25 protein-coding genes and 1 tRNA gene are annotated in these 23,085 nt (G+C 68.0%); 9 read left to right on the forward strand and 17 right to left on the reverse strand.

Annotation, left to right across the window (positions count from 1 at the left end; genetic code table 11):
* Window positions 1-46 precede the first annotated feature (46 nt).
* Both OHB24_RS06240 and OHB24_RS06245 read left to right on the forward strand, forming a co-directional pair.
* Window positions 47-472, forward strand: coding sequence for a MarR family winged helix-turn-helix transcriptional regulator (locus OHB24_RS06240; protein ID WP_327637979.1), 426 nt, complete (start codon window positions 47-49; stop codon window positions 470-472).
* Window positions 469-1,161, forward strand: coding sequence for an alpha/beta fold hydrolase (locus OHB24_RS06245; RefSeq protein WP_327637981.1), 693 nt, complete (start codon window positions 469-471; stop codon window positions 1,159-1,161). The genes OHB24_RS06240 and OHB24_RS06245 overlap by 4 nt, the downstream gene beginning before the upstream one ends.
* Here OHB24_RS06245 and OHB24_RS06250 read toward each other — a convergent pair.
* From OHB24_RS06250 to OHB24_RS06260, 3 genes are all read right to left on the reverse strand, one after another.
* Entirely contained in the window at window positions 1,158-1,679 is a 522-nt protein-coding gene (locus OHB24_RS06250) for a YciI family protein (RefSeq protein WP_327637982.1), read from the reverse strand. The two genes, OHB24_RS06245 and OHB24_RS06250, sit on opposite strands and share 4 nt — an antisense overlap.
* Window positions 1,680-1,757: 78 nt before the next feature.
* Window positions 1,758-2,849, reverse strand: a complete 1,092-nt coding sequence (locus OHB24_RS06255; protein WP_327637983.1) for a hypothetical protein — start codon at window positions 2,847-2,849, stop codon at window positions 1,758-1,760.
* 70 nt (window positions 2,850-2,919) lie between these two features.
* On the reverse strand, window positions 2,920-5,112 hold the full coding sequence (locus OHB24_RS06260; RefSeq protein WP_327637984.1) for an outer membrane protein assembly factor BamB family protein: 2,193 nt from the start codon (window positions 5,110-5,112) through the stop codon (window positions 2,920-2,922).
* A 73-nt stretch (window positions 5,113-5,185) separates the two neighbouring features.
* On the opposite strand from OHB24_RS06260, the gene OHB24_RS06265 reads away from it, so the two are divergent.
* Window positions 5,186-7,567 carry a hypothetical protein gene (locus tag OHB24_RS06265; RefSeq protein WP_327637985.1) on the forward strand — a complete coding sequence of 794 codons (2,382 nt, stop codon included), beginning with the start codon at window positions 5,186-5,188 and terminating at the stop codon, window positions 7,565-7,567.
* A gap of 15 nt (window positions 7,568-7,582) precedes the next feature.
* Here the strand turns inward: OHB24_RS06265 and OHB24_RS06270 are convergent, their stop codons facing one another.
* Both OHB24_RS06270 and OHB24_RS06275 read right to left on the reverse strand, forming a co-directional pair.
* On the reverse strand, window positions 7,583-8,113 hold the full coding sequence (locus OHB24_RS06270; protein ID WP_327637986.1) for a potassium channel family protein: 531 nt from the start codon (window positions 8,111-8,113) through the stop codon (window positions 7,583-7,585).
* A gap of 484 nt (window positions 8,114-8,597) precedes the next feature.
* Window positions 8,598-8,680: transfer RNA gene (locus OHB24_RS06275), tRNA-Tyr, on the reverse strand.
* Window positions 8,681-8,762: 82 nt separating this feature from the next.
* Between OHB24_RS06275 and OHB24_RS06280 the strand changes: the two genes are divergently transcribed.
* Window positions 8,763-9,254 carry a YajQ family cyclic di-GMP-binding protein gene (locus OHB24_RS06280; protein ID WP_327637987.1) on the forward strand — a complete coding sequence of 164 codons (492 nt, stop codon included), beginning with the start codon at window positions 8,763-8,765 and terminating at the stop codon, window positions 9,252-9,254.
* Here OHB24_RS06280 and OHB24_RS06285 read toward each other — a convergent pair.
* Complete coding sequence (locus OHB24_RS06285; protein WP_327637988.1) at window positions 9,241-9,699, reverse strand: DUF6882 domain-containing protein; 459 nt, start codon at window positions 9,697-9,699, stop codon at window positions 9,241-9,243. The two genes, OHB24_RS06280 and OHB24_RS06285, sit on opposite strands and share 14 nt — an antisense overlap.
* Before the next feature lie 81 nt (window positions 9,700-9,780).
* On the opposite strand from OHB24_RS06285, the gene OHB24_RS06290 reads away from it, so the two are divergent.
* Together OHB24_RS06290 and OHB24_RS06295 are read left to right on the forward strand one after the other, a co-directional pair.
* Window positions 9,781-10,710, forward strand: a complete 930-nt coding sequence (locus OHB24_RS06290; protein ID WP_327637989.1) for a phosphotransferase enzyme family protein — start codon at window positions 9,781-9,783, stop codon at window positions 10,708-10,710.
* Window positions 10,711-11,322 carry a hypothetical protein gene (locus OHB24_RS06295; RefSeq protein ID WP_327637990.1) on the forward strand — a complete coding sequence of 204 codons (612 nt, stop codon included), beginning with the start codon at window positions 10,711-10,713 and terminating at the stop codon, window positions 11,320-11,322.
* Here OHB24_RS06295 and OHB24_RS06300 read toward each other — a convergent pair.
* A complete protein-coding gene (locus OHB24_RS06300; RefSeq protein WP_327637991.1) occupies window positions 11,319-12,050 on the reverse strand; it encodes a hypothetical protein in 732 nt (243 codons plus the stop codon). The genes OHB24_RS06295 and OHB24_RS06300 overlap by 4 nt on opposite strands.
* A 10-nt stretch (window positions 12,051-12,060) precedes the next feature.
* The gene (locus tag OHB24_RS06305; protein ID WP_327637992.1) at window positions 12,061-12,876 is read right to left on the reverse strand and encodes an AraC family transcriptional regulator; all 816 of its coding nucleotides are present in this window, start codon (window positions 12,874-12,876) and stop codon (window positions 12,061-12,063) included.
* Between the two features lie 102 nt (window positions 12,877-12,978).
* Here OHB24_RS06305 and OHB24_RS06310 point away from each other — a divergent pair, with 102 nt between their 5' ends.
* Together OHB24_RS06310 and OHB24_RS06315 are read left to right on the forward strand one after the other, a co-directional pair.
* Complete coding sequence (locus OHB24_RS06310) at window positions 12,979-13,845, forward strand: phytanoyl-CoA dioxygenase family protein (protein WP_327637993.1); 867 nt, start codon at window positions 12,979-12,981, stop codon at window positions 13,843-13,845.
* Complete coding sequence (locus OHB24_RS06315; RefSeq protein WP_327637994.1) at window positions 13,842-14,138, forward strand: hypothetical protein; 297 nt, start codon at window positions 13,842-13,844, stop codon at window positions 14,136-14,138. The genes OHB24_RS06310 and OHB24_RS06315 overlap by 4 nt, the downstream gene beginning before the upstream one ends.
* Window positions 14,139-14,141: 3 nt before the next feature.
* On the opposite strand, the gene OHB24_RS06320 is transcribed toward OHB24_RS06315, so the two are convergent.
* Together OHB24_RS06320 and OHB24_RS06325 are read right to left on the reverse strand one after the other, a co-directional pair.
* Window positions 14,142-15,173 carry a lactonase family protein gene (locus OHB24_RS06320; RefSeq protein WP_327637995.1) on the reverse strand — a complete coding sequence of 344 codons (1,032 nt, stop codon included), beginning with the start codon at window positions 15,171-15,173 and terminating at the stop codon, window positions 14,142-14,144.
* An 18-nt stretch (window positions 15,174-15,191) separates the two neighbouring features.
* Entirely contained in the window at window positions 15,192-15,704 is a 513-nt protein-coding gene (locus tag OHB24_RS06325; RefSeq protein WP_327637996.1) for a GNAT family N-acetyltransferase, read from the reverse strand.
* Between the two features lie 19 nt (window positions 15,705-15,723).
* Between OHB24_RS06325 and OHB24_RS06330 the strand changes: the two genes are divergently transcribed.
* Window positions 15,724-16,575, forward strand: coding sequence for an arylamine N-acetyltransferase family protein (locus OHB24_RS06330; RefSeq protein ID WP_327637997.1), 852 nt, complete (start codon window positions 15,724-15,726; stop codon window positions 16,573-16,575).
* Here OHB24_RS06330 and OHB24_RS06335 read toward each other — a convergent pair.
* The 7 genes from OHB24_RS06335 to OHB24_RS43270 are packed head-to-tail and all read right to left on the reverse strand — an operon-like array spanning window position 16,562 to window position 22,955.
* A complete protein-coding gene (locus OHB24_RS06335; RefSeq protein ID WP_327637998.1) occupies window positions 16,562-16,996 on the reverse strand; it encodes a hypothetical protein in 435 nt (144 codons plus the stop codon). The genes OHB24_RS06330 and OHB24_RS06335 overlap by 14 nt on opposite strands.
* A gap of 54 nt (window positions 16,997-17,050) precedes the next feature.
* Window positions 17,051-18,502, reverse strand: a complete 1,452-nt coding sequence (locus OHB24_RS06340; RefSeq protein WP_327637999.1) for an NADH-quinone oxidoreductase subunit N — start codon at window positions 18,500-18,502, stop codon at window positions 17,051-17,053.
* Window positions 18,499-20,001, reverse strand: a complete 1,503-nt coding sequence (locus tag OHB24_RS06345; RefSeq protein WP_327638000.1) for a complex I subunit 4 family protein — start codon at window positions 19,999-20,001, stop codon at window positions 18,499-18,501. The genes OHB24_RS06340 and OHB24_RS06345 overlap by 4 nt, the downstream gene beginning before the upstream one ends.
* On the reverse strand, window positions 19,998-21,761 hold the full coding sequence (locus OHB24_RS06350; RefSeq protein WP_327638001.1) for an NADH-quinone oxidoreductase subunit 5 family protein: 1,764 nt from the start codon (window positions 21,759-21,761) through the stop codon (window positions 19,998-20,000). Before OHB24_RS06350 ends, OHB24_RS06345 begins: the two co-directional genes overlap by 4 nt.
* Window positions 21,758-22,075, reverse strand: coding sequence for an NADH-quinone oxidoreductase subunit NuoK (gene nuoK, locus OHB24_RS06355; RefSeq protein ID WP_131286565.1), 318 nt, complete (start codon window positions 22,073-22,075; stop codon window positions 21,758-21,760). Before nuoK ends, OHB24_RS06350 begins: the two co-directional genes overlap by 4 nt.
* A 2-nt stretch (window positions 22,076-22,077) precedes the next feature.
* Window positions 22,078-22,572 (reverse strand): NADH-quinone oxidoreductase subunit J family protein, encoded by a 495-nt coding sequence (locus tag OHB24_RS06360; RefSeq protein WP_327638002.1) that lies wholly within the window; start codon window positions 22,570-22,572, stop codon window positions 22,078-22,080.
* A complete protein-coding gene (locus tag OHB24_RS43270; protein ID WP_442913986.1) occupies window positions 22,569-22,955 on the reverse strand; it encodes a 4Fe-4S binding protein in 387 nt (128 codons plus the stop codon). Before OHB24_RS43270 ends, OHB24_RS06360 begins: the two co-directional genes overlap by 4 nt.
* Window positions 22,956-23,085: the final 130 nt, after the last annotated feature.

The raw sequence follows: 23,085 nt of genomic DNA on the forward strand, positions 1-23,085 counted from the left end.
AATGTTAGAACAGCAAACTATTAGGCCAACGGACTATCATGGGGACATGGTGACGACGACGGCTGCCCGGGACACCGATCTCGCGAGCGCGCTGGTGCAGACGATGCACCGGCTGCAGGACCTGCACGCCGAGACCAGCCGCCCGCTCGGCCTGACCCCGCAGCAGGCGCATCTCCTGTGCGTGCTGCTCGCCGGCCCGCTCGGCATGACCGAGCTCAGCCGCATCCTGAGCATCGAGCGCTCCAGCCTGACCAGCATGGTCGACCGCCTGGAACGCCGTACCTTGGTGGCCCGCACCCCCAACCCCACCGACCGCCGAGCCAGCCAGATCGAGCTGACCCCAGACGGTCTGGCCCTGGCGCACGAGGCCCACAACGCGGTGGTCGACCGCATCAACACCCTGACTGCCGACCTGCCCCGCGCCACCCGCGCGACCGTCACCACAGCACTGCAGTCGATCCTGACCCGATGAGCTACCAGTACGTCGCTGTGGCCGGCGCCCGCATCGCCTACCGGGCGAGCGGTTCCGGGCCGGCGCTCGTACTGATGAAGAACAACCGCCGCCCGCTGGACTACCCGGTTGCGGACGTGCTCGCTCAGCGATTTCGGGTCCTGCAGATCCATCCCGTCGGTTTCGGCGCTGCCGACCGGCCGGAGGAATACGATTTCGGCAGCATCGGCCGGCAGGTGCTCGCCGTACTCGATCACGAACGCATCGATCGGTTCGCCGTCTGGGGATTCTCGCAGCCGGCGTGCATGTCGGCTGTCGTCGCCCGGTCGACGGATCGGGCGGCTGCACTGGTGATGGGCGGCGTGGCGCCGATCGGCTTCCCGACCGACGGCACGATGCGCCGGATGGAGCGAGAACCGCGGCTACCCAAGGCTGCGCTGGAGTTCTGGCGGAGCTATCGCTCGTACGACTGGCACCACGAACTCAGGTGTTACGCGGGAACCAAGGTGGCGTACATGGGTACCGCCGACCCGGCGATCCGCCGGCTCCGGAAACTCAAGCCGGTACTGGAAGGCATCGGCTTCAGCTACTTGGAGTTCGAGGGATTGAGCCACGCCTCGTGCGGGCTGGGCGACGAGTCGGCCGACGGACTGCGCGTCGCCCGGACTGTCGCGGATCGACTGCTCGGTGGCGGCTCGAAGTCGCTTTAACGCCTGCCGCCGAACTCCCAAGGGTGTACTTCGGCGTTGTCGGCCTGGATGAGGCTTGTGGCGGCCTCTGGGTTCGGCGCTTCCAGCAGGGCGGCTCGTCCTACGTAGCCGTTGTTGGTGCTCAGGAGGTCGCCGTACATGATCAGGTGGGTCGACGTGAGTGGGCGTGCGGCGTCCTTGGTGAGGACGAGGTAGCGGTTGTAGCCCTCGGCGGCGGTGGCGAAGTCCCACATCGTGCGGCCCGGGTTGTGGTTGTGAAAACGCTGGATTTCTACGGTCTCGAAGGCGCCGGCGCGGTAGTACGGCTCGTCGTACGCGAACTCGCGGGCGGCATCGTCGTCCGGTAGCTCGACGATGTGCAGGCTGCCCGTGGTTCGCTCGCCGTCGTCGGTCAGCGTCGGGCCGCGGGCGATCAGGCCGTCGGCGTACCCGTCCATGAACGTCCAGTGTTCCTCGTTCAGCGCGACCTTGATCTCGAACCCACCCGGCTTGTCACGCCCGAAAACGAAGTACTCCATGGTCAGACCCTACGGGCCTGTGAAGGCCTACCGCGTAGTGCGTACGACAGGTTGTGTACGCACTACGCGTGGCGCGGGTCAGGCCGTGGCGGCCAGGTGAATGCGCAGGATCGTGTCGTAGTCGACGATCTCGACGCCGGCCGCAGGGGCGACGATTTCCTGGGAGGCGACGATCACCAACTGCCGCAGGTCGCTGACGTCGACGTCGTACTTCGACTTCACCTGGGAACGGTTCTCCGCGTTGCCGAGGTACTCCGCGTATCGCGCAAGCTCGGTCGCACTCTCCTGCACCGGCGTACGGAAAACGCGGCGGCGCTTCTTTCCGTTGACCGTGTCGACGACCGGAAGCTCGAGCCGCCCGACGACATGACTGCCGTCCGCGCGCTCGAGAATGAAGTCCGGGTGCAGGTCGCCGAGCGCCGGCTGCCGGACCAGCTTGGTCGCGTCGAACACCGACAGCAGGATGCCCTCGTGCTTGTCCAGGAACTCGTCGACGGTCGAATCCTGCAGACCGTGCGCGAGGTACGTGCTCTCGAACGCGTCCGCCTGCAGCACCGCCGGGTCGACCGGCAGGCTGACCGTGCCGATCGGGTCGAGGTGCGGGCTCGCGTTGGAGTAGTTCCGCAGGAAGTCGAGGTACTTGTCGGCCGGCTCGGAACGGTGGATCGCGAGCGCGAAGAACACCCAGTGCGCGCGGAGCGAGTCGCCCGCGGTGTGCACGAGCAGGGCGCGGTCGAAGGTCGAGTAGTTGCCGGGCGCGAACCGCAGCAGCTCGTCCGCCGGGCCGACCACCACGTCGCCGAGCATGTTCCCAGCGTCCGGAAAACGTGTTTCGAGGGCGCTCTTGCCGGCCTCGGTCGCGATCGTCGCGTCCTTGAACCAGTTCTGCCCCTGGAGGTTCGCAACCACGGTGCGGCCGTCGCCGAGCCCGAAGTACTCCTCGACGCTGGCAGCCTTCTGCCGCCGGACCTCGAGCGCCCGGTACTCACGGCTCAGCCCGACGAGCTCGAGGATGTTCCAGTCCGGCGTCTCGGTCAGCACCATCATCCGCGGGAACAGCATCGGCCCGGGCAGCTCGGTCCGGTGACTCACCGGCAGATGCCCGGCGGCCTCCTTCAGGTGCTCCCCCCAGAACTGGCTGTTCACTTTCACGAACTCGGTGGGTTTCATCGTTCTCCTCGCTCAGACACTCGGACTCAACCTTCAACTCCCGCCCGAGCAGACCCTATTCCCGCCCCGGCTACCTCAGGGCGATCAGGCTGTCCTTGTCGCTGACCAGGATCAGCTCGCCGGCGGCGACGACACCAGCTCGGCAGTTGACCTCCGGATCCATGGCGACGTACTCGACGGCTGCGCCCGCGACGACCTTCGCGATCCGGCAAGCGTTTTCGTTGCCCATCAGAAACACCCGGCCACCCGGCGTCACGGCGTACCTGGCATCCCACGGAATGCTCGGCTGAGTGGTCGAGACGACCTGCCCGTTCGCCGCGTCGACGAACCGTACGACGGTCTGCGTGGTGCGCTCGGCGGCGCCCGGGCAGCTGAGCAGTACGACGCGGTTGCCGGCCGGCTCCATCCGGACCGGGCAGGTCCAGTCCTGCGGAATCTCGGAGTGCCAGCGCACTTCCCCGGAATGCGGATCGAGAGCGGTCAGCTGCCTCGGATGGTCGACACTGCCCTCGGTGCCGACGACCAAGCCGCCGACCGTCGTCAGGTTGCTGAGCGAGCCGTCGTGCATCCAGCGTTTTCCGCCGCTCTTCAGGTCCAGACCCACGAGCTGGTCGGGGAGGTTGCCACAGCTGTGCCCCAGCTCGACGACGACCATGTCGGCCGTGGCCTCGGCGCTGATGCTGGTGCAGCGGCCGGGTTCGTACGTCCAGCGGTTGGAGCCGTCGAGGTTCGTGCCGTACAGCTTGTCGGAGCCTTTGCTGACCGACTTTCCGGTGATGAGCGGGTCGTTGTCGTCGATGTCGTAGTCGCGGGTCCGTTCGCGCCAGCCCGCCGTACGTTTTCCGGTGTCGGCGTCGAGGACGAGGTACCCGAAGTCGTCGTACCGGACGAGCAGTTTCTGACCGCCGTCCAGGACGGACAGGTTCGCTTCGTCGTTCGTGTTCGCGCGGATGTAGCGCCAGCGGGACTTGCCGGTCGCGGGGTCGAGCATCTCGACGGTGCCGCGGCCGCGTGCAACCGCGATGCCGTGCGCGGTCCCGACGGTCTCACTGAAGTCGAGCCGGTCGGTGTTGGTCCACATCCGGTCGTTGCCGTACACGACAGATGCGGCGTCGACGTTCGCCGGCTGATGGTCGCCTTCGATGTGCTCGTTCGCGCGGAGCATGTAGGCGCGCTGGAGCGGGTCGATGACGTAGAGGATTACGAGGACCACCGCCACGACGGCGGCAATGGCGGCGAGGATCTGGCCGCGATTGCTGGTGACACCGGGCGCGAACCTGGTCGCGCCGAAGGCTGCCGCGCTGGCCAGGATCAGCAGGACGGACAGGATCACCAGAAGCGGAACACGTTGTCCGACTCCTGAGGCTCCGGTGGTCGGCGGGACGGTGAGCAGGACGATCGGCAGACAGACGAGCCCGATCGCTGCGGGTACGGCGGTGAGGATGCGGGCCTTGCGGTCGGCGCGCCGTACCGCCCACCAGAGGCCGGCGACCGCCGCCGCCGCGAGCACCGCCATGACGATCGCTTGCCATTTCGGATCGCTCTTGAACGCGGGAATCCGCCACGGCTGCCCGATCGCCGCGACGCCCGCCACGAAGGCCAGGAACGCGGTCAGCACAGCCAGCACCGACAGCCCGGTCCGCTGCCAACCACGCCATACGGGCGGAGTCAGCTGGTCCAGCAACTCCAGCTCGGCGGTGAGATTGGCTCGGGCCGCTTCGTCGTACCGCTCGTGCGCGAGCTGCGTCCGGTAGATCCGCTCGGACGCGAGCATGGTCTGGAGCTGCTCCCGCCGCGCCTTCGCGTCGAAGGTCGTGTCGCGGCGTACCTCGGAAGCAAACGTCGAGTACTGCGAATCCGCGAGTACGGCGTCGACGGCATCGAGCAGCACGTCCGCGTTGGCACCGTGGCCCTGGGCGCGATCGCCGTCCGTGAGCCGAACCAGGCGGGCAACCTCAGCAGTCCGCACCGCGGTCACGCCGTACGTCGGCAGAAGCTCCTCCGCCAGCTGCGCCGACGCCTCAGCATCCTCCCGCGCCGTATTTGCCTTGGCATGCTCCGCCCGATGGAACCAGGCAGCCAACCGGACCGCGACCGGATCCGTGCACAACTGCTCCAGCGACTCCAGCGCAGTCAGTACATCGACCAGATACCGATCCCGATAGGCAACCCGCCGCTTCTCCGTGTAGCGGCCCGCCAACTCGTCCGCGAGCGCCTCCGCACCAGGGACCACGTCGTCCCACATGCCCCGTAATCCAGCCACCAGCCGATACTGGCAGACCCCCGGTCCGGCCAGTTGATTAGGTTAGGCTGCACTAACTTTCTTGAGGAGGGGTATGGCGGCGCGGTTCCTTCCCGGCTGGGTGATGGTGAGTGCCGAGTCGGGGCGCCTGTTGGAGAACCCGGACCAGCTGGCAGTCGATCTCGCCGACGTGCGGCATGACGGCAACGGGGTCTACACGATCACCACCAGTGCGGGCGCGACGACCCGGCTGGTCAAGCGCGTCGGCCCGCTGCCTCCGGGTGTGCGGCTCGAGTACGGCGTCGACTTCGAGGACGACGTACCGACGGTTGCGCTGACGCTCTCCGAGCGGCTGGCCGACGACGAGGTCGCACCGGTGCTCGCGAGGGTCCTGGCCGAGTCGACGGCGCCTGCTGGTCCGGGTGATCGGGTCTTCTCGCCGAGCAGTACTCCTGATCTGGATGCTGTGCAGCGGCCTGCGGACGCCGGTCTGCGCGCCGAACTGCGGCAGCGCGGTCGGCTGCTCGCCGGAAAACGCCACATTTCCGCCGTCCGGCAACTTGCCCTCACGATGGGCGTCGCCGACGGGCAGCCGAACGCCGCACTGCTCCGCACCCTCCTCACCGAGGAGGAGCGCACGATCCTCGACCGCGCCGCGGACCCGGCGGCACGTCCCTTGGAGGACCGTGTCGATCGGGCCGGGTACCTCGCGAAGGCGCTCGGCGGATCCGGAGTTTCCGCGGCGGTGATCGGTACGGCGGCGGCGGTGTTCACCGGCAACCCGCTCGTCGGGTTCGGCATCGCGGTGCCGACGATCGTCAACGCGGCTGTCGGATCGATGGCCGAGCGGCGCCTGGACGAGCAGAAGATGGCCGGGCGGAAACCGGCGTACACGGCCGAGCGGAAACAGCGCGAGTACGAGTTTCCGGGCCTGCGCTCGCTCCTGGATGGAGCGGAACCGGTCCGGCCGGCGGCGATAAAGATGCCGCGAGCAACGGCTTGGCGCAATTACCTGCGCCGGTACGCGATGCCCACCCTGGCCACCGCCGCGGTCGCCGGCGTGCTCACGCCGTTCGGCGTCCCGGCGTTGTCGACGGCGATGGTGATCGCGTCGTCGGCACTCGCCAAGTCGCTCGCGGAGCGGCTGGTCGACACCAAGAAACTCGATTTCCGGCTCCGCCGCATCGACGCCACCGAACGAATCCGCCTCGCCGACCCCACCCTGTACGTCAACCAGCTGGTCGCCGAGTTCACCCACCTGCAGACCCGCCTCAACCGCATCCGCACCCCAGACGGGACGACCCGTGAGACCTCCGCCGACGTACCGGGCTCCCCGCCGTACACGGTCGCGCTCGCTGCTCAGCTGATCGAGAACGTGTCGGGCAGCGCAAGGCGTGCCCTGCTCGGCGGAAAACGTACGACGAACTCCGACCACCCGCAGCTGGAGGGAGTGCTGAGCGCCGCCGGCCCCGGCCTGGTCGGTGCGGTGACGGGCGCAATGGGCGACAAGTACTTCCTGAACCGCGACGAACCCTCCCGAGACGCCTCCAAGCAGTGGTCCCGCAGCCACCAGGAGGCCACCCAAGCAGCAGAACTCGCCCACACCCTCGAACCCCAGCTGCGAGCCCTCCGCCAACTCGTCGACCGCCTCGAAGAACGGGCTGGCACGTCAAACGGCGCCCCGTGGGCCCTACCAACAGTCACCACCCCGCCAGAGGGTCCACGCCCCTCGGCACGAGCCCCATGGTCGGCGTACGCCGTCCAAGCCGCCGCCGGATCCCTGGGCGGAGTAGCCGGAGCAGTCGGCCTAGACCTGCTCCTAGACCTCCCAGACCTCGCCGTAGTCCTAACAGCCGCCGGCGCAGCAGGCTCCATGACCGCAACCCCCGCCGCGCGCTACCTCTTCCGAAGCCGCGAGCTAAAGCTCCACGAAGCCCTAGAAACAAACAAAGCAGTCCGCGCCGTCGACCAGTCCGACCTACTGGAACAACGAGCAATCACCCGCTACCTCGTCACCCAACTAGCCCTACAAGCCGAGCCAATCGGCTCCCCCGAACCCGAACAGACCGCCAGCTCCCCCACCGACCAAATCCGCACCGCCACCACCCAAGCAGTACGCCAACTCGCCGCAGAACCCCCTGGCAAGCCTCTCCTCCCCGAACGCCTAATCGCCCTAGAACACCTAACCCAAACCGCCAACGCCCTGGACCACCACACCCTCCACGGCACCCCCGACTCCCAAGCCCACCTACAAGCCCAACTAGCCAAGTCCCTCGCAGAAACCAACCGCCTCTACCAAGAAGCCGGCATCCCCACCGGCCTCCCCCTACCGCCCCTAACCCCCGAACACGAGCTCACCAAACTACGAGGCCTGGTCGGCCCACCACCCGCCTCCACCAACCGCCCAAACACCGCCCCGAGCCCGACCCGCCCAACCACCCCACACCGCCCCGGAAACACTCCCCGCACCAGATAACCCACGTGCCGGCAATCAAGCAGCCGGGCCGATCCCTGTACCCGGTGCGTCCTGCGCCAGCTCGCTCGGCGTACGGCGCAACTCAACGCGCAACGCCCGTACCTCCTCGACGAGCGCGGAGACCTGCACTCGCAGATCCGCCTCCTCACGTTCTTGCCGTGAGACATGCTCGACGAACCACGAGGCCAACGCAGCAGTCACCACACCAAGCAGCGCGATCCCACCGAGCATCAGCCCAACACCAGCAACGCGACCGGTGCCCGTAACGGGATACCGATCCCCGTACCCCACCGTGGTGATGGTCGTCACCGCCCACCACGTGGCGTCTCCGAAGTTCTTGATACTCGCCGACGGCTCGGACCGCTCCGCGTCCAGCACAGCAACCGCCGCAGTGAACCCCAAGAGACCAACCCCACCAACCACATAGACCATCGCGCGACCACGCAAGGAGGCCGCCCGCCGGTTCAGGTGGCCCAACGCAGTCACAACCCGCAACGCCCGCAACGGCCGAAGCAGCGGCAACGCCAGTACCACCAGATCAACCACATGCTCCCGAAGAAACCGCACCCGCCGCCGAGCAAGCCCCAACCGAAGAACAAAGTCCCCCGCGAACACCGCCCAAATCACAACCGTCGCCACGGAGCATGCCTGCCGCAGCGACTCCGACATCCCAGACTCAAGAACCGGCCAGGAGTAGGCCCCCAAAAACAAGACAGCCGCCCCCGTCAACGGCCACTCAACAACTCTCCGATACCCCTCCGCGAACGAGTCCCTCCCCATAATTCCCCCTCACAACACACATCGCTCCCCAACCACAGTGCGTTACGAGAGCCACACGCCAGGCCCCTGACCAAGCCAGCCCTGCACTCGAGCCTCACGCCCGACCCAGCCACCGAAGCCGAGCGAAGCGAAGGCGCAAGGGGGTGCGGGTGGCGGAGCCCCCGCTCGCGGCGAGCGCAGCGAAGCCGCACAAATGACGAAGGCGACCAGGTCCGCGCTTTCCGCGGACACAGGTCGCCTGTCGCACTCGTGGCGGGTGCAGGGTTCGAACCTGCGTAGGCATAAGCCGACAGATTTACAGTCTGCTCCCTTTGGCCGCTCGGGCAACCCGCCAGGGTGCTGCCGGTTCGTGAACCGGCGTGGGAGACGATACAACAGGTAGTGGCCCTGACAGCAAATCGGAAAGGATGTGCCCATGGCTTCGGAGTCCTCCTTCGACATCGTGAACAAGGTGGACCATCAGGAGGTGGACAACGCCGTGAACCAGGCGGCGAAGGAGATCAGCCAGCGGTTCGACTTCAAGAACGTGGATGCCGGGATCAAGTGGTCCGGTGAGGCGATCGACATGCAGGCGAGCACCGAGGAGCGGGTGAACGCCGTTCTCGACGTGTTCAAGGACAAGCTGGTCAAGCGGCAGATCTCGCTCAAGGGGCTGGAGGCCGACGAGCCGAAGCTGTCCGGGAAGATCTACAAGATCAACGCCACGATCGACGCCGGCATCACCCAGGAGAACGCGAAGAAGCTGTCGAAGCTGATCCGCGACGAGGGCCCGAAGGGTGTCAAGGCCCAGATCCAGGGCGAGGAGCTGCGCGTGTCCAGCAAGAGTCGCGACGACCTGCAGTCGGTTCAGGCGCTGATCAAGGGTCAGGACCTCGACTTCGCCGTGCAGTTCGTCAACTACCGCTGAGGTCGTGGAGCAGGAAGTGCAGCTGTACGTCGCCGGCCTGGTCAGTCCAGAGCCCGGCGGCGTCCAGTACGGCGGCTGACACCACCCTGGCCTCCCGCACCAGCTCCGGGTGCTGGTCGAACGTCTCCCACGGCAGGACCGGGAACCCGTGGAGTTCGCCGTACTGGCGCACCCTGCCCATGTCGCCGACCGCGGTGCGCGGTAGCGAGTCGTTGGCCCACGACCACAGCCAAGTCGACTCACTCAGGCTCACCGTGCCGATCAGGGTGAGCCGCGCACGGCAGAACTCGGCGCCGGCCCGCGACCAGGAGATGGCGGCCTGCTCGAGGTCCCAGGAGTACTGCGCGTCCTCGCCCAGCCACCCGATCAGGCGCTCCTGACGCTCGGCGGCACGGTGATGTGCCGCCTGTACGACGGCCTCCCAGTCAGCATGATCGTGTTCCATCCAAGCGATCGTTCCAGCCCGCGAGGGCAACGGCCGGTAACTGGTTCGCAGGTGGGCTGGTTGGCGGGCATGCTGGCGCGTGTGGGTGAGACGTTGATGCGGAAGTGGTTGCTGGCGGACTTCGGGCTTGAGGTGGTGGAACTCACACCGGTTGTGGACGGCGCGGACGTTGCGGCGCAGGTGTGGCGGGCGAGTACGGCGACCAACACGTACGCCGTGAAGTGGAGCGGCGCAGGCACGAACACGGGGCATCAGGTCGCGGCGTTCCTGGCCGACAGCGGGCTGCCCGGCGTACCGGAGTTGATCCGGACGTCCGAGGGCGGCCTGTGGAGCGTGCACGCGAAGAAGCGGTTGACGATCACGCCGTGGATCGACGGTTCGCGGGCGGCTGAGGCCGGGCTGACGGACGAGCAGTGGTCGGAGTACGGCGTACTGCTCCGTCGGGTGCACGACGCGGAGCTGCCGCCTCGGCTGCGGGACGCGTTGCCGAAGCACAGTCACATCGATGCGCGTATGCCGGCGCTCGCGGAGGCGGCCCGCACGCGGCTCGAGTCCCCTGACGGCGAGGTCGAGGAGGAGCTCGCGGCGGTGTGGAAGCAGTACGAGCACGTGATCGAGGACCTGCTCACCAACCGGCCGCCCGAGCCGGACGGTCCGCGGGTCGTGTGCCACGGCGACCCACATCTCGGCAACGTCCTGGTCAACGACGGGCTGCACTTGATCGACTGGGACGATGTCATCTACGCGCCCCGTGAGCAGGACCTGATGTTCATGCTCGGCGGTATGGGCGATGTCGGGCCGGTGACGTCCGCGCAGCGGGATGCCTTCCTGGCCGGCTACGGCCAGCACACGCTCGATCAGGACGCTGTTCACTACTACCGCCACGTCAGGGCGTACGAGGACGTGGTCGGCTGGTCCCACCAGGCCATCACCGGCCCCGACGAGACCGACGCCCTCGAGATAACCAAGGGCATCCTCGCCGAGGGCCTAGCGGCGTTGGTGGTCGGCTAGATGCTGACCGTTGAGCAGATCCAGCTGCACTTCATCGAGGAACTGAACGGTGGCGTCCGGCGACCGGGGATGATCGGCGGGGAGCTCGGCCTGGACTACCTGCTCGACCGCGTCGTCTACGTGACGGAAACGGGCGACCGCCGGGCGTGGCGCAAGGCGCTGACGGACGCCGGGGCGATGACGTCGATCGGCGTGGCGGGCGTGGTGCGGCTGCTGCTGCCGGACGACGGAACCGAGGCGATCGCATCCGTGTACGCCGACTACAGCCACCTGCACGGGTGGCTGAGGCTCGATCGGACGCTGAACGATCAGGAGTACGGCGAAGTCCAGGACCGGCTCGTGGACTTCTGTGCAACGGACCACCCGGAAGCGGAGGTCCTCGAACGCTTCGGCGAGCCGTCGGTTCGGATCGGCGGAACAAATCCCCGGTATCCGAGCGTGTTCGGCTACACAAACCCGGACGGCCCGATCGCCTGGTTCTACCTGTGGAACGGGACAGAAGCCGCGTACGAGCAACCGGTCCTACTCGCAGGGCGATGCGGAGCGCCCTTCGTCGACTCGCTCCGCTTCACGCCGGAAGGTCGGCGACGTCGTCCGGAGCTGGAGTTCTAGGCGTGCCGGAGCCAGATGTTTGGTTCGACATACACACCGGTGTTCGATTCACGGTTGATTTCAAGGGTGGTCAGGCCGTCTGGGATTGTGTAGGTGCCGGTGGAGGGGAAGGGCATTTTGGTCCACTTCTCCCAGTTCTCGACGGTGCCGGTCATGGTTTGGGAAGCGGGGGCCGGCGCGAGGAGGGTGGCGCCTAGGCGGACGTGGGTGCGGAGCCACGGGTCGAGCGGGAGGCCGTCTTCGCGCGTCCAGGTCATGAAGGTCTCGATGGGGGTCAACGGGTAGCGCGACTTCAGGGTCGGGCGCACGGGGGCGATCACCTGGCCCAGACCGTTGGCGACGGCGCGGTCGCGGACCGCCGTGATCACCCGGCCCGCATGCCCGCGGCCCTGTTCGTCGGACCGTACGGCGGCCGCCATCAGCACGAACGTGTTCGGTACGACGTTTTCCTCGTACGACGTCACCGAGCGCCCGAGTGCATCGGTGAACCCACCGGGAAGATCCGCGACCGTGCCGTCCCACGCGATCGGTACGCCCCAGCACCCCGCGATCAGCCGGTCCTCGGCGACGAGGTAGAACTCCCAGTCGCGGAAGTACTCCACCCGCCGTTCCCGGTACGGCGTCACGCCCTCGTCGTGGAAGATGAACTCCGGCCAGTCCTCGGCGAACCGCTGCTCGGCCTCGTCGTCGTACTGCGTGCCCTCGGCGGCCGGAATCAACTCGTACATGCGCCGAAACCTAGTCCTCGTGCGACGTTTTCCGCAGCTGCATTTTCCGTGTTCCGGAAACTGTTTCCCCCGCGGCCTGCCGCACCGCCCGGGGTGACGCGCCCAACTCCCGGCGGCAGGTCTTGTTGAACGCCTGCAGGTCGGAAATCCCGACGGAAGCGGCGATCGCCGGAATCGACAGCGTCGAGGAGATCAGCAGGTGCCTCGCCCGCGCCATCCGGCGGCGGCGCAGGTACGCGATGACGGTGGTCCCGGTCTCCTCCTGGAACAGGCGGGTCAGGTGGTTGTGGGAGACGCCGGCCACGCGGGCCAGGTCGGGTACGACGAGCGGCTGGGCCAGGTTGGCCTCGATGTAGGAGACCGCGGCGGAAACCGCTGGATGGCCGGCCTCAGTGGTGGCCGGCGTCAGCTCGGCGATCCGCCACAGCGCCGTCCAGACCTCCGCGGCAGTGCGGGCCGAACCGGACGGGGACGACTCGATCGCGGACCGCAGCAGAGCGGACAGCAGCGGCGCGGCCGCACCGGCGTCCTGGACGGCGGGAACGTACGACGGCTCGCCCGCGACGACCGGCCGGAAATGCGCGTAAAGGTGCTCGGAACGGCCGCGGTAGTCGAACTGCACCTGGGTCCCCGCCGGCGTCAGCGAGACGTAGCCGGGCGCCACGGAATACGTCGTACCGAGCAGCGTCAGCTCGGCCGAGTAGTTGAACAGGTGCAGCTGCCAAAGGTCCGGCAGCCGGAACCGGTCGCGCAGCCCGCGGACGCCGTGGATGCCCGCGCCGGCGTTCACCACCTCTGGCGGTTGCGCGAGATGCAACTCGATCATGGTGAGAAATTACCAGTAGTGGTGAACACAACCAACGCGAGGAAGCGTTATCTCTACTTAGCCTGGTGGAGTAGCAACCACTACCCCACCATGGGAGTCTCCATGCCCCATCCGCATCGCAAGCACCTGCTCACCTCGGTACAGATGGCACAGTTCGTGGCCACCGGCGCGTTCCGGATGGACGCCGTCGTACCGGACGACATGAACCAGCAGGCGATCGAGGTCCTGAAAACCGGCATTCCGGGCGTTCCGTACGGCACCCCGCTGTCGGAGGCGTTCACGGGCAGCGAGTTCGTCGAGCGGCTGGTGCAGCTGCCCGAGGTGGCCGGCGCGATCCACAGCCTGGTCGGCCCGGAGCCGACCGTCGACCACCACGCCGTCCACATCCGCAAGGCCCACCAGGGCGAGGCGCAGAACCTGCACGGTGACGCGATCATCGACGTCCGCACGGACGCCTTCGACGTACAGCTCATGTACTACCCGCAGGACGTGACGCTCGAGATGGGCGGCACGCTCAGCGTTCCCGGCAGCCACCTGCGCCGGACCAACGAGTCCGACACCGGCCGCTACCAGAACCTGCGCGGTCAGACCCGCCTGGTCTGCCCGGCCGGCACCGTCCAGTTCCTGCACCACGGCATCTGGCACGGCGGCCGCAAGAACGACAGCGACCTGGACCGCTACATGTTCAAGATCCGGTTCAACCCGACCGTCCGCCAGGTGCGGCTCTGGAACACCGACGACCTGTACGACGACGCGGTCGCGGCCGAGCTGGAGCAGAACTTCCCCTGGTACGAGAACGCCACCGGCAGGTTGGAGAAGTACAACCGCATCATGCTGTGGCGTGCGATCAGCGGCGACGACACCTACGACCCGAACTACTGGGTCACGCGCGTCTCGAACCGGCCGCAGCGCGTGGTAACCGACCGCGCCAACAACCCGCACGCCAAGGGCAAGAAGGAGATGGTATGACCGCCACCGCAGAGACTCCGCAGCAGACGGGCCTGCGTCAGCAGGTGCTGGTCCTCTACCTGGCCTCCTCCGCGCTGGACGCGCGCGTGGTCGGCTGGTCGACGTACGACGGCACGGGCGAGACGCACCCCACGACGGGTGACAGCGACGTACCGCCGTACGAGACCGGGCTGGACGCGCTCAAGGACGGGTGGCGCCTCTTCCAGGCGTCCCAGTTGAACCCGCCGTACCCGGGTCACGAGTACGACGTGTCCTTCCTCAAGCACGAGTTCTTCTTCGAGAAGCTCGTCTAGGTCCTACACAGGCAGGATGCACACCGGCTTCGGCCAGACGGCCGGCTCGCCCACCTGGGTGAGTCGGCCGTCGTCGACCGTGAACGTCGCGATCTGGTCGGAGCGCTCGTTCGCGGCGTACAGCGTTTTCCCGTCGTTGCCGAAGGCAAGGTGCCGCGGCCAGTCGCCGCCGGAGGAGATCGTCTGCACCAGTTCGACCGACTGTCCGTCGGCCGCGGTCTCGAACACCGCGATGGTGTTGTCGCCCCGGTTCGATCCGTACAGGAACCGGCCGTCGGCGGAGATCAGCAGCTCGGCCGGGAAGTTCTCCCCGGGCGAGTCGGCCGGGCGGGTCGAGGCGGTCTGCACGACCTGCAGCTTCCCGTCGGAGTAGTTGCAGACGGTCAGCGTCGAGTCGAGCTCGTTGATCACGTACGCCGCGTCCGCCGTCGGGTGGAACACCATGTGCCGCGGACCGGCGCCGGGGTGGATGCGCAGCTGGTCGACCTCGTGGAGCACGCCGTCCTCGCCCAGCGTGGACGAATAGACCGTATCGGAGCCGAGGTCGATGTCGAACACGTAGGCACCGGCCGTGTCGAACGCGATCTGGTGCGCGTGCGGCCCCTCCTGGCGCTCCGCGTTCGGTCCGGTGCCGGAGCGCTGCACGAAGTACGCGCGCTCGCCCAGCGAACCGTCCTCATTCAGAGGGTGGACGGCAACGGACCCCGACGTGTAGTTCGCCGACAGCAGGAACCGGCCGGACGGGTCGATGTCCACGTGGCACGGGTGCACGCCGCCGGTCGGCTGCTGGTTGAGCAGCTCGAGCCCGCCGTCCGGCTGGATGGCGAACGCCGCGACACTGCCGTTGTCCAGCTCGTCGGTGGAGTAGAGGAAGCGCCCGTCCGCGGAAATGACCAGGAACGACGGGTCGGCGATCGTCGCCACCGTCGCCAAGCCCGCAGTCCCACGCAGCCCGTCCAGCGGACCGAACGCGATCCCGTCCCCGCCGCCGGCCTGACTGGTATAGCTCCCGACATAGATCCGCTCAGAAGTCATGGCCCATACCCTGCCAGGTCAGGAGCCTACGGGCACACCCCTGTCCAGCCCGTAGAGCGCCGAGCCCCAGCCGAGGTCCGGGACGAGGAGCTGCCATCCCAACCGTCGGTAAAGCCGCGGTGCCGGACGGTCGTCGGCGTACGTCGTGAGCAGCGCCCGCGGGTTCGGCAGGTCGCGCATCAGCTCCTGCATCAGCGCGGTCCCGATGCCCTGCCGCTGAGCGTCCGGGAGGACGGCGAGCTCGACGACTTCGAAGTGTCCGCCGATCCATTCCGCCGTGAGCTCCGGGCCGATCGCGGTGGCGATCCGGTCGGACCACCACTGTCCACGTTTTCCGGTGAATCCGTACGCGAACCCGACAATGTTTTCGTCGCGCGCAGCGACCAGTTTGAAGTCGTCGCGGTCGGCGTGTGTGGGGAGCTGGTCAGTGGCGAAGTGCTCGGCATTCGCATCATCGAACGAGGCGGCGAACACGTGGCCGAGTTCGTCGGCGATGGCGAGAGCGGCAACCCGGTCGAGGACGCTGATCACCTCGCCTAGCCTAAGGCGCATGGACACCACGGCGCTGCTGCAGCGAATCGGAATCGACGGGTACGACGGTCCGCCGCGGCTGGAGGCGTTGACGCAGTTGCACGCCGCGTACGTGGACCAGGTGCCGTACGAGACCGTGCAGTACCAGCTCACGCCGGGTGGTCCGTTGGAGCCGGAGGACGTGGCGAAGCGGATCATCGCGCGGGAGACCGGCGGGTACTGCTTCCAGCTGAACGGCACGTTCGCGGCTCTGCTGTCCGAGCTCGGGTACCGCGTCCAGATGCACCGCGGCGGCGTACAGACCGTCAACCGCCCCGGCGACATCGACGGCAGCCACATGGTGCTGACGGTCAGCGGGCTGGTCGACGACCCCGAGCGTCAGTGGCTCGTCGACGCCGGCCTCGGCGACGGTCTGCGCTTCCCGATGCCGCTCGAGACCGGCGAGATGGAGCAGTACCCGTTCAGGTTGCGGCTCCGCCCGTCGGAGAAGACCGACGGCTGGCGGCTCGACCACGATCCCCGCGCGAGCCTGATCGGCATGGACTTCGAGTCCGCCCCGGTCGCCCTCGACGCGTTCGCAGCCCAGCATGCAGCGCTTTCCGCCGACCCCGAGTCCCCTTTCGTACGGTTGGCGTCCGCGTTCCGCCGTACGCCGGAAAGCGTTGTCGTACTGCGTTCCGTCGGCCTGAGCGAAACGTTTTCCGACCGCGTCGACAGCACGCTGCTCGAAAACCCCGCGGACTACTTCACCGCGCTCGCCGACCTTTTCCGGCTGCCGCTCCCGCACTACTCGGCCGCCGACCGCGACACCCTGTGGCGCCGCGTGTGGGCGCAGTACGAGGACTTCCAGGCGCGGGCTACTTCGTCGTGAAGCTCACGATGACGGCGTCGCCTTCGGCATACGTCAGGGTGGCGATGTGAAGTGGGCCGTCCTGGTCGCTCCAGCTGACTGCGGCGAGACCGCCGGCCACGCCTCCGGCACTGCCGCCGCCGCTGCGGCTGACGTTGCTGCCGCTCTTGCTCAAGGAGATGTATCCGTTCGAGTCGGTGAGCTTGAGCGTGCCGTCCGCCACCGTCGCCGTGAACTTGTCGCCCTTGAGGCTGATGGCGGCCGTCTTGCGGATCATCACCTCACAGACGCCGTCGACGCAGGCCTGGTAGTTCTGCCCGTCCTTGGCCACGGGCACCTCCGCGCTGGTCGGTGAAGGCGACGGTGTCCCGCTCTCGCCCGACCCGCCGCAGGCGACCAACGCGAACAACAGAACCAGCCCGGCGATTCCTCGTGTGATCACCTGCCAGACGCTACCGAGCGAGGCGACGATGGCCCCGGCGGTGACCGGAAACTGTCAGGTCGCGAGCGCGAACATGATGCTCGGGAGGACCGAGAGTACGGCGGCCACCGCGGTGCAGAGGGAGATCATCGTGACGGCAGGGGTCTCGATGTCCACCGAGAACGGGTCGTCGGCGGGCAGGCGGAACAGCTCCGCGACCCAGCGCAGGTAGACGGCCAGGCCGATCATGACGTTGAGCGCCATGACTATCGCGAGCCAGCCGAGGTGCGCGTCGATGACGGCCTGGAAGGCGGCGAACTTGGTGAACAGGCCCGCCAGACCCGGCGGCAGGCCGGCCAGGACCACCAGGAAGAAGATGAGTGCCGCGGCCAGACCGGGTTCGGAGCGGACCATTCCGCGGTAGTCGGTCAGCAGACCACCAGGGCGGTGACGCTGTACGACGGCGACCGCCCCGAAGGCGCCGAGCGTGACCACGACGTACGCCGCCAGGTACCCGACGACCGCCTGCGCGTCCGCGGCGGCCAGCGGTGCGAGCAGGAACCCGACCTGCCCGATCGACGACCACGCGAGCAGCCGGACCGCCTCGACCTGACGCAGTGCGGCGAGGTTTCCGACCGTCATCGTCACGGCCGCAAGAATCGCAATCGCCGTACGCAGCTGTGATCCGGTCGGCGCGATCCCGGACGTCACCAGCACGAGCAGCCCGGCCACACCAGCGGACTTCGACACGACCGCGAGGAACGTGGTCACCTCGATCGGCGCGCCGACGTACGTGTCCGGCAACCACGCGTGGAACGGCACCGCCGCGATCTTGAACGCGAAGCCGACGATCACGAACAGCCCGGCCGCGAACGCCACCCGGGCGAGATCCGGATCCAGCCCGGTCAGCCGGTTCGCGATCGTGGACAGGTACAGCGACCCGGTCACGCCGTACAGGTAGGAAACCCCGAACAGCATCACGGCCGTCGACAGCACCGACACCAGGAACGCCTTCATCGCGCCCTCGGAGCCACGCCGATCCCGCCGCAGCGCGACCATCGCGAAGCTCGGCAGCGACACCACCTCGAGCGCGATCACCAGCGTCGCCAGATCCCGCGCACCCGCCAGCACCGTCGCCCCGGTCAGTGCGCTCAGCAGCAGGAAGTGGTACTCCCCGATCGGTATGTCCGCGGCCAGCAAGCGGTACGCCGACAGTCCGACGACGCCGAGCCCGCCGATCAGCAGCACCGCCCACAACCCGGCCGTCAACGGTTCGAAGACCAGGCTGCACTGCGCCGGCCCTTCGACCGCGGTCCGGCAGAACGCGGGCTTGAAGTCGTCCCGATGCGCCCACACGAACACGAGCCCGAACAGGATCACCACGCTGGTCAGCAACGTGACCACGGTGTGCCGGAGCTCGGCCGAGGCACTCTTCCAGAAGCTGTCGATCAGCAGTACGGCGACCGCGCCGATCGCCAGCACCAGCGGTACGGCGATCGCCTGCCAATCCGTCCACGTCAGGGTCATAAGGCACCCCATTGCTGCAGGAGGAGCCCGGGCCACACACCGAGCAGCACGGTCAGCGTGATCAGCGGGGCCCAGGTGATCAGCTCGATGCGGCTGAGGTCGACCGCGAACGCGGCCGGCGGGTTCTCGGCCGGATCGCCCTGGCACAGGTTGCGGACCAGCCGCAGGAAATACGCGGCGGTGAGCACCGTTCCGAGTCCGGCGATCACCATGAACACCAGGAACGTTGTCCGCGGCAACCACGGCGCCGGGTGGTACGCACCGAGCAGGACCAGCATCTCGCCCCAGAACCCGGCCAGCCCCGGCAGCCCGAGCGACGCGAGGCACGCGAACGTCAGCAGCGCGGCGATCCGCGGCAACCGTGCGTACAGCGCCCGCCCGATCGTCCGGAGGTCGCTGGTGTCGTGGCGGTCCTTGATCGCACCGGCCAGGAAGAACAGCAGCCCGGTGATCAGCCCGTGCGCGATGTTCGCGAACAGCGCGCCGCGCAGACCGGCCGGCGACAGCGTCGAGATCCCGAGTCCGACGAATCCCATGTGCCCGACGCTCGAGTACGCGATCAGCCGCTTCACGTCGGTCTGCGCCAGGCAGGCGAGCGACCCGGCGATGATCGCCACCGTCGAGAACGCCCCGAGGTACGGCGCGATCGTCGAGGTCGCGTCCGGCAGCACCGGCACCAGGATCCGGATCATGCCGTACGTCCCGAGCTTCAGCAGCACGCCGGCCAGCAGCACCGAGCCCACCGTCGGCGCCTTCGCGTGCGCGTCCGGCAACCAGATGTGCAGCGGCCAGAGCGGCACCTTCACCGCCAGCCCGACCGCGATCAGCAGCGCCGCGACCAACGGGATCCCATGCCCGCCGGCGACCGGCGAACTGGTCAGCTCGACGATGTCGAACGTCCCTGACACCCGCTGCACCAGCAGAAATCCGAGCAACATCAGTGCGGAACCGAACACGGTCATCAGTACGAAAGTGTTCGCGGCGCGTTTCCGTCCGGCCCGGTCGTGGTGGTCGCCCCAGATGTCGATGACCAGCCACATCGGGATCAGCACGATCTCGAAGCAGACGAAGAACAGCACCAGGTCGAGCGCCGAGAACGTCCCGATCACGCCGGCCTCGATGACCAGGAGCAGCGCGATCAGGGAGCGGGTCCGGCCGATCCGCGGCGTGATCTTCAGCGAGTACAGGCAGCACAGGAAGGTCAGCAGCGCCGTGAGCACGATCAGCGGCACCGAGATCGAGTCGACCCCGATGTGGAACCGGACTCCGAGCGACGGGATCCATGCGGCGTCGATCTCGGTCGCGGGTGCGTCCTGCGGCCCGTACGCGAACCAGCCGCCGTTCTGCGGCCAGAGCAGCACCGACCCGATCAGCACGAGCCCGGAAATCACCGATCCGTACGCCGCCGCGAGGCGATCCCCGATCGCCGCTGGGATCGACCACAGCGCGCCGGCGGCCAGGAGCGGCAACACCAGGATCGCCAGCAGGACAGCGTTCACGAGCCGATCACCCCCGCCAGCAGGGCCAGCGCGACGACGCCGATGACGGCCGCGGTGAGATAGGTCTGCACGTTCCCGGTCTGCAGCCGCCGCAGCCCTTGCGACGCCAGCGTCCCCGTCCGGCCGATCGCGCGCACATAAGCCCCGACGACATCGCGATCCCCCGCCACGGTCAGCTTCGCCAGCCACCGCACAGGGACGACGACCAGACCGTGGTACGCCGGGTCGACGCCGAACTCACGCTCCACCAGGACCGGCCGCGGATCCGCCCCGCGCCGCCACAGCGAGTACGCCGGGAGCGCGCCGAGCAGCACGAGCGCGGTCGAGATCAGCCCGATCACCCAGTTGAGATGCACGCCGTCGGCGTACCCGAGCGCGATCGCGGCGACCGCGAGCAGGACGAGCGGCGCCAGCATCACCCAGGGTGCGTCGCGGAGCTTTGAGCTGTCGGGCTCGTCGAGATCGGCCGCGGCGTCGCCGTCCTCGAACGCACCGATGCCGCCGGCGAGTGCCGGCGTACGGAAGAAGGTCCACAGCCACAACCGCACGCAGTAGAACGCGGTCAACGCCGCCGTCAGGCAGACCGAGACCAGCACCACCCAGCCGACGACCGACCCGTCGTGCGCCTTCTCCCAGGCCGCTTCGATCACCGTGTCCTTGGAGAAGAACCCGGCGAACCCGGGTACGCCGGCCAGCGCCGCGAGCCCGACCGTCATCGTCAGGAACGTGACCTGCAGCGCTTTCCGCAACTTTCCGCGGCGCGTGTACCGGCGCAGGACGACGAGGGCCGCGCTGCCGACCTGGTGCAGGAGCACGCCGGCGCAGAGGAACAGCAGGCCCTTGAACGCGGCATGTGTGACGAGGTGGAAGAGCGCAGCATGCCGGCCGTCCGCCGTACCGAGGGACAACGCGGAGAACATGATCGCGAGCTGGCTGACCGTCGACCAGGCGAGGACCCGCTTCACCTCGACCGCCGCGGACGCGCAGAGAGCGGCGAACAGCATCGTCACGCAGGCGACGATCGCCAGCACCGTCAGCGTCGTCGTCGAGGCCGAGAAGACGTTGTACATCCGGGCGATCAGGAAGACGCCGGCGGCAACCATGGTGGCCGCGTGGATCAGGGCGCTGACCGGGCTCGGGCCCGGCATCGCGTCCGGAAGCCAGGTCTGCAGCGGGACCTGCGCCGACTTCCCGACGACCCCGACGAGGAGCAGCAGCGTCCCCGTCGTGAGCACGCCGGGGGAAATCCGAGCCGGATCGATTTCGGAAATCCGGAAAGTGTGCGCTCCCAGGCCGAGCACGAAGATTCCGAACAGGAATCCGACATCGGCGAACCGCGTCATCAGGAACGCCTTGACCGCGCCCGACCGGGCGTCGCGGCGTTCCCAGTAGTGGCCGATCAGCAGATACGAGCAGGCGCCCATCACTTCCCAGCCGATCAGCAGGAAGAACAGGCTGTCCGAGACCACCACGGTCACCATCGCCGCGGTGAACAAGGTGACGAGCGCGTGGTACGACGCGGCGCGCTGGTGCAGGTACCCGAGTGAGTAGACCTGGACACATGTCGCGATCACGCCGACGACCGCGAGCAGCAGAACGGTCAGGTCGTCGGTGCGGACCGCGAAGCCGATCGTGAGATCGCCGACCGGGGAGTTCAGGAACACGTACTGGTCTGGGGTGGCGCCGGACAGGAGCGCGGCGAACAGGAGGATCAGCAGCGAGAAGCCGACGCCGGCCACCCGCCAGACGGTGGCGATCACGACGCCTCCTCGCGCTCGAGTAGGTCGCGGGCCGCATCGGCGTCGACATGGCCGTGACCGCGGAACAGCAGCAGGACGATCGCCAGGCCGAGTCCGATCTCCGCCGCGGCCAGCGTGATCACGAAGATCGCGAGCGTCTGCCCGGTGGCTTCGTCCACCCGCCAGGCGTCGAAGGCGACCAGGTTCAGGTTCACGGCGTTCAGCATCAGCTCGAACGACATCAGCATCGTGATCACGTTCCGGCGCGCGAGAACGCCGTACACGCCGATGCAGAACAGGACGACGGCCAGCAGCAGCGGGAGGACCAACGGCATCGTCAGTCCTCCTTCTTGCGCTGCGACAAGGCGATCGCGCCGATCAGCGCGGCCAGCAGCAGGACCGAGAGGACCTCGAACGGGAGCACCCAGTTCTTGAAGACCTGAGTACCGACGGCCTGGGCAGATCCGTCCGTCACCGGCCGGATCTTCTCATTGCCGAAGGCAAGCACCACGCCGGTGCCGAGGAGCAGCGCGAGCACCGCGGCGACGACGGCCGCGAAGGGGCTGCGGCGGGTGGTGAGCTCGGGCAGCGGGTTCGTCGGCGCCTTGGTGAGCATCAGCGCGAACAGTACGAGGACGACGATCGCGCCGACGTACACCAGGATCTGGACCAGCGCGACGAACTCGGCGTGCAGCGCGCCGAAGCAGCCGGCGACCGCGCCGAGCGCGAGCACCAGCCAGAGCGCGGCGTGCACGATCCGGCGGGACACCACCACGACAACGGCGGCCACCACCGCCACCGCGCCGGCGACGGAGAACAGAGCAGTGGTCACTCTTCGTCCCCGGAGACCTCGGAGACCTCGGAGACCTCGGTTGCCTCGGATGCCGCCGGGCCAGGGTCGATGGGCTGCGGCGCCGGGACCGTCCACATCCAGTCGCGGAGCCGTTCCTTGTCGTGGGTCAGGTTCCGGATGTCGGTCTCGGCGTACTCGAACTCCGGCGACCAGAACAGCGCGTCGAACGGGCAGGCCTCGATGCAGATCCCGCAGTACATGCAGAGGCTGAAGTCGATCGCGAACCGGTCCAGCACGTTCCGGCTGCGCTCCCTGGCCTGCTCACCGACCGACGGCGCGGTCTCGGTGTGCGAGTCGATGTAGATGCACCAGCTCGGGCACTCGCGGGCGCACAGCATGCAGGAGGTGCAGTTCTCCTCCATCAGCGCGATGACGCCGCGGCTGCGCGGCGGCAACTCCGGCTGGACGTCCGGGTACTGCTCGGTGACGGAACGACGGGCCAGGGTCTTCGCGGTGACCTTCAACCCCTCGACCAGGCCCTTGCCAGGCAGT

It is taken from the genome of Kribbella sp. NBC_00482 (assembly GCF_036013725.1).
Classification (GTDB): Bacteria; Actinomycetota; Actinomycetes; order Propionibacteriales; family Kribbellaceae; genus Kribbella.

Excerpts from the sequence above, each read along its gene's own strand:
- OHB24_RS06310 (WP_327637993.1), top strand. The coding sequence starts at position 12,979 with ATGCCCCATCCGCATCGCAAGCACCTGCTCACCTCGGTACAGATGGCA.
- OHB24_RS06295 (WP_327637990.1), top strand. The coding sequence starts at position 10,711 with ATGCTGACCGTTGAGCAGATCCAGCTGCACTTCATCGAGGAACTGAAC.
- OHB24_RS06245 (WP_327637981.1), top strand. The coding sequence starts at position 469 with ATGAGCTACCAGTACGTCGCTGTGGCCGGCGCCCGCATCGCCTACCGG.
- OHB24_RS06305 (WP_327637992.1), bottom strand. The coding sequence starts at position 12,876 with ATGATCGAGTTGCATCTCGCGCAACCGCCAGAGGTGGTGAACGCCGGC.
- OHB24_RS06340 (WP_327637999.1), bottom strand. The coding sequence starts at position 18,502 with ATGACCCTGACGTGGACGGATTGGCAGGCGATCGCCGTACCGCTGGTG.
- OHB24_RS06265 (WP_327637985.1), top strand. The coding sequence starts at position 5,186 with ATGGCGGCGCGGTTCCTTCCCGGCTGGGTGATGGTGAGTGCCGAGTCG.
- OHB24_RS06315 (WP_327637994.1), top strand. The coding sequence starts at position 13,842 with ATGACCGCCACCGCAGAGACTCCGCAGCAGACGGGCCTGCGTCAGCAG.
- OHB24_RS06285 (WP_327637988.1), bottom strand. The coding sequence starts at position 9,699 with ATGGAACACGATCATGCTGACTGGGAGGCCGTCGTACAGGCGGCACAT.
- OHB24_RS06320 (WP_327637995.1), bottom strand. The coding sequence starts at position 15,173 with ATGACTTCTGAGCGGATCTATGTCGGGAGCTATACCAGTCAGGCCGGC.
- OHB24_RS06250 (WP_327637982.1), bottom strand. The coding sequence starts at position 1,679 with ATGGAGTACTTCGTTTTCGGGCGTGACAAGCCGGGTGGGTTCGAGATC.
- OHB24_RS06300 (WP_327637991.1), bottom strand. The coding sequence starts at position 12,050 with ATGTACGAGTTGATTCCGGCCGCCGAGGGCACGCAGTACGACGACGAG.
- OHB24_RS06240 (WP_327637979.1), top strand. The coding sequence starts at position 47 with ATGGTGACGACGACGGCTGCCCGGGACACCGATCTCGCGAGCGCGCTG.
- OHB24_RS06255 (WP_327637983.1), bottom strand. The coding sequence starts at position 2,849 with ATGAAACCCACCGAGTTCGTGAAAGTGAACAGCCAGTTCTGGGGGGAG.
- OHB24_RS06330 (WP_327637997.1), top strand. The coding sequence starts at position 15,724 with ATGGACACCACGGCGCTGCTGCAGCGAATCGGAATCGACGGGTACGAC.
- OHB24_RS06280 (WP_327637987.1), top strand. The coding sequence starts at position 8,763 with ATGGCTTCGGAGTCCTCCTTCGACATCGTGAACAAGGTGGACCATCAG.
- OHB24_RS43270 (WP_442913986.1), bottom strand. The coding sequence starts at position 22,955 with ATGGAGGAGAACTGCACCTCCTGCATGCTGTGCGCCCGCGAGTGCCCG.
- nuoK (WP_131286565.1), bottom strand. The coding sequence starts at position 22,075 with ATGCCGTTGGTCCTCCCGCTGCTGCTGGCCGTCGTCCTGTTCTGCATC.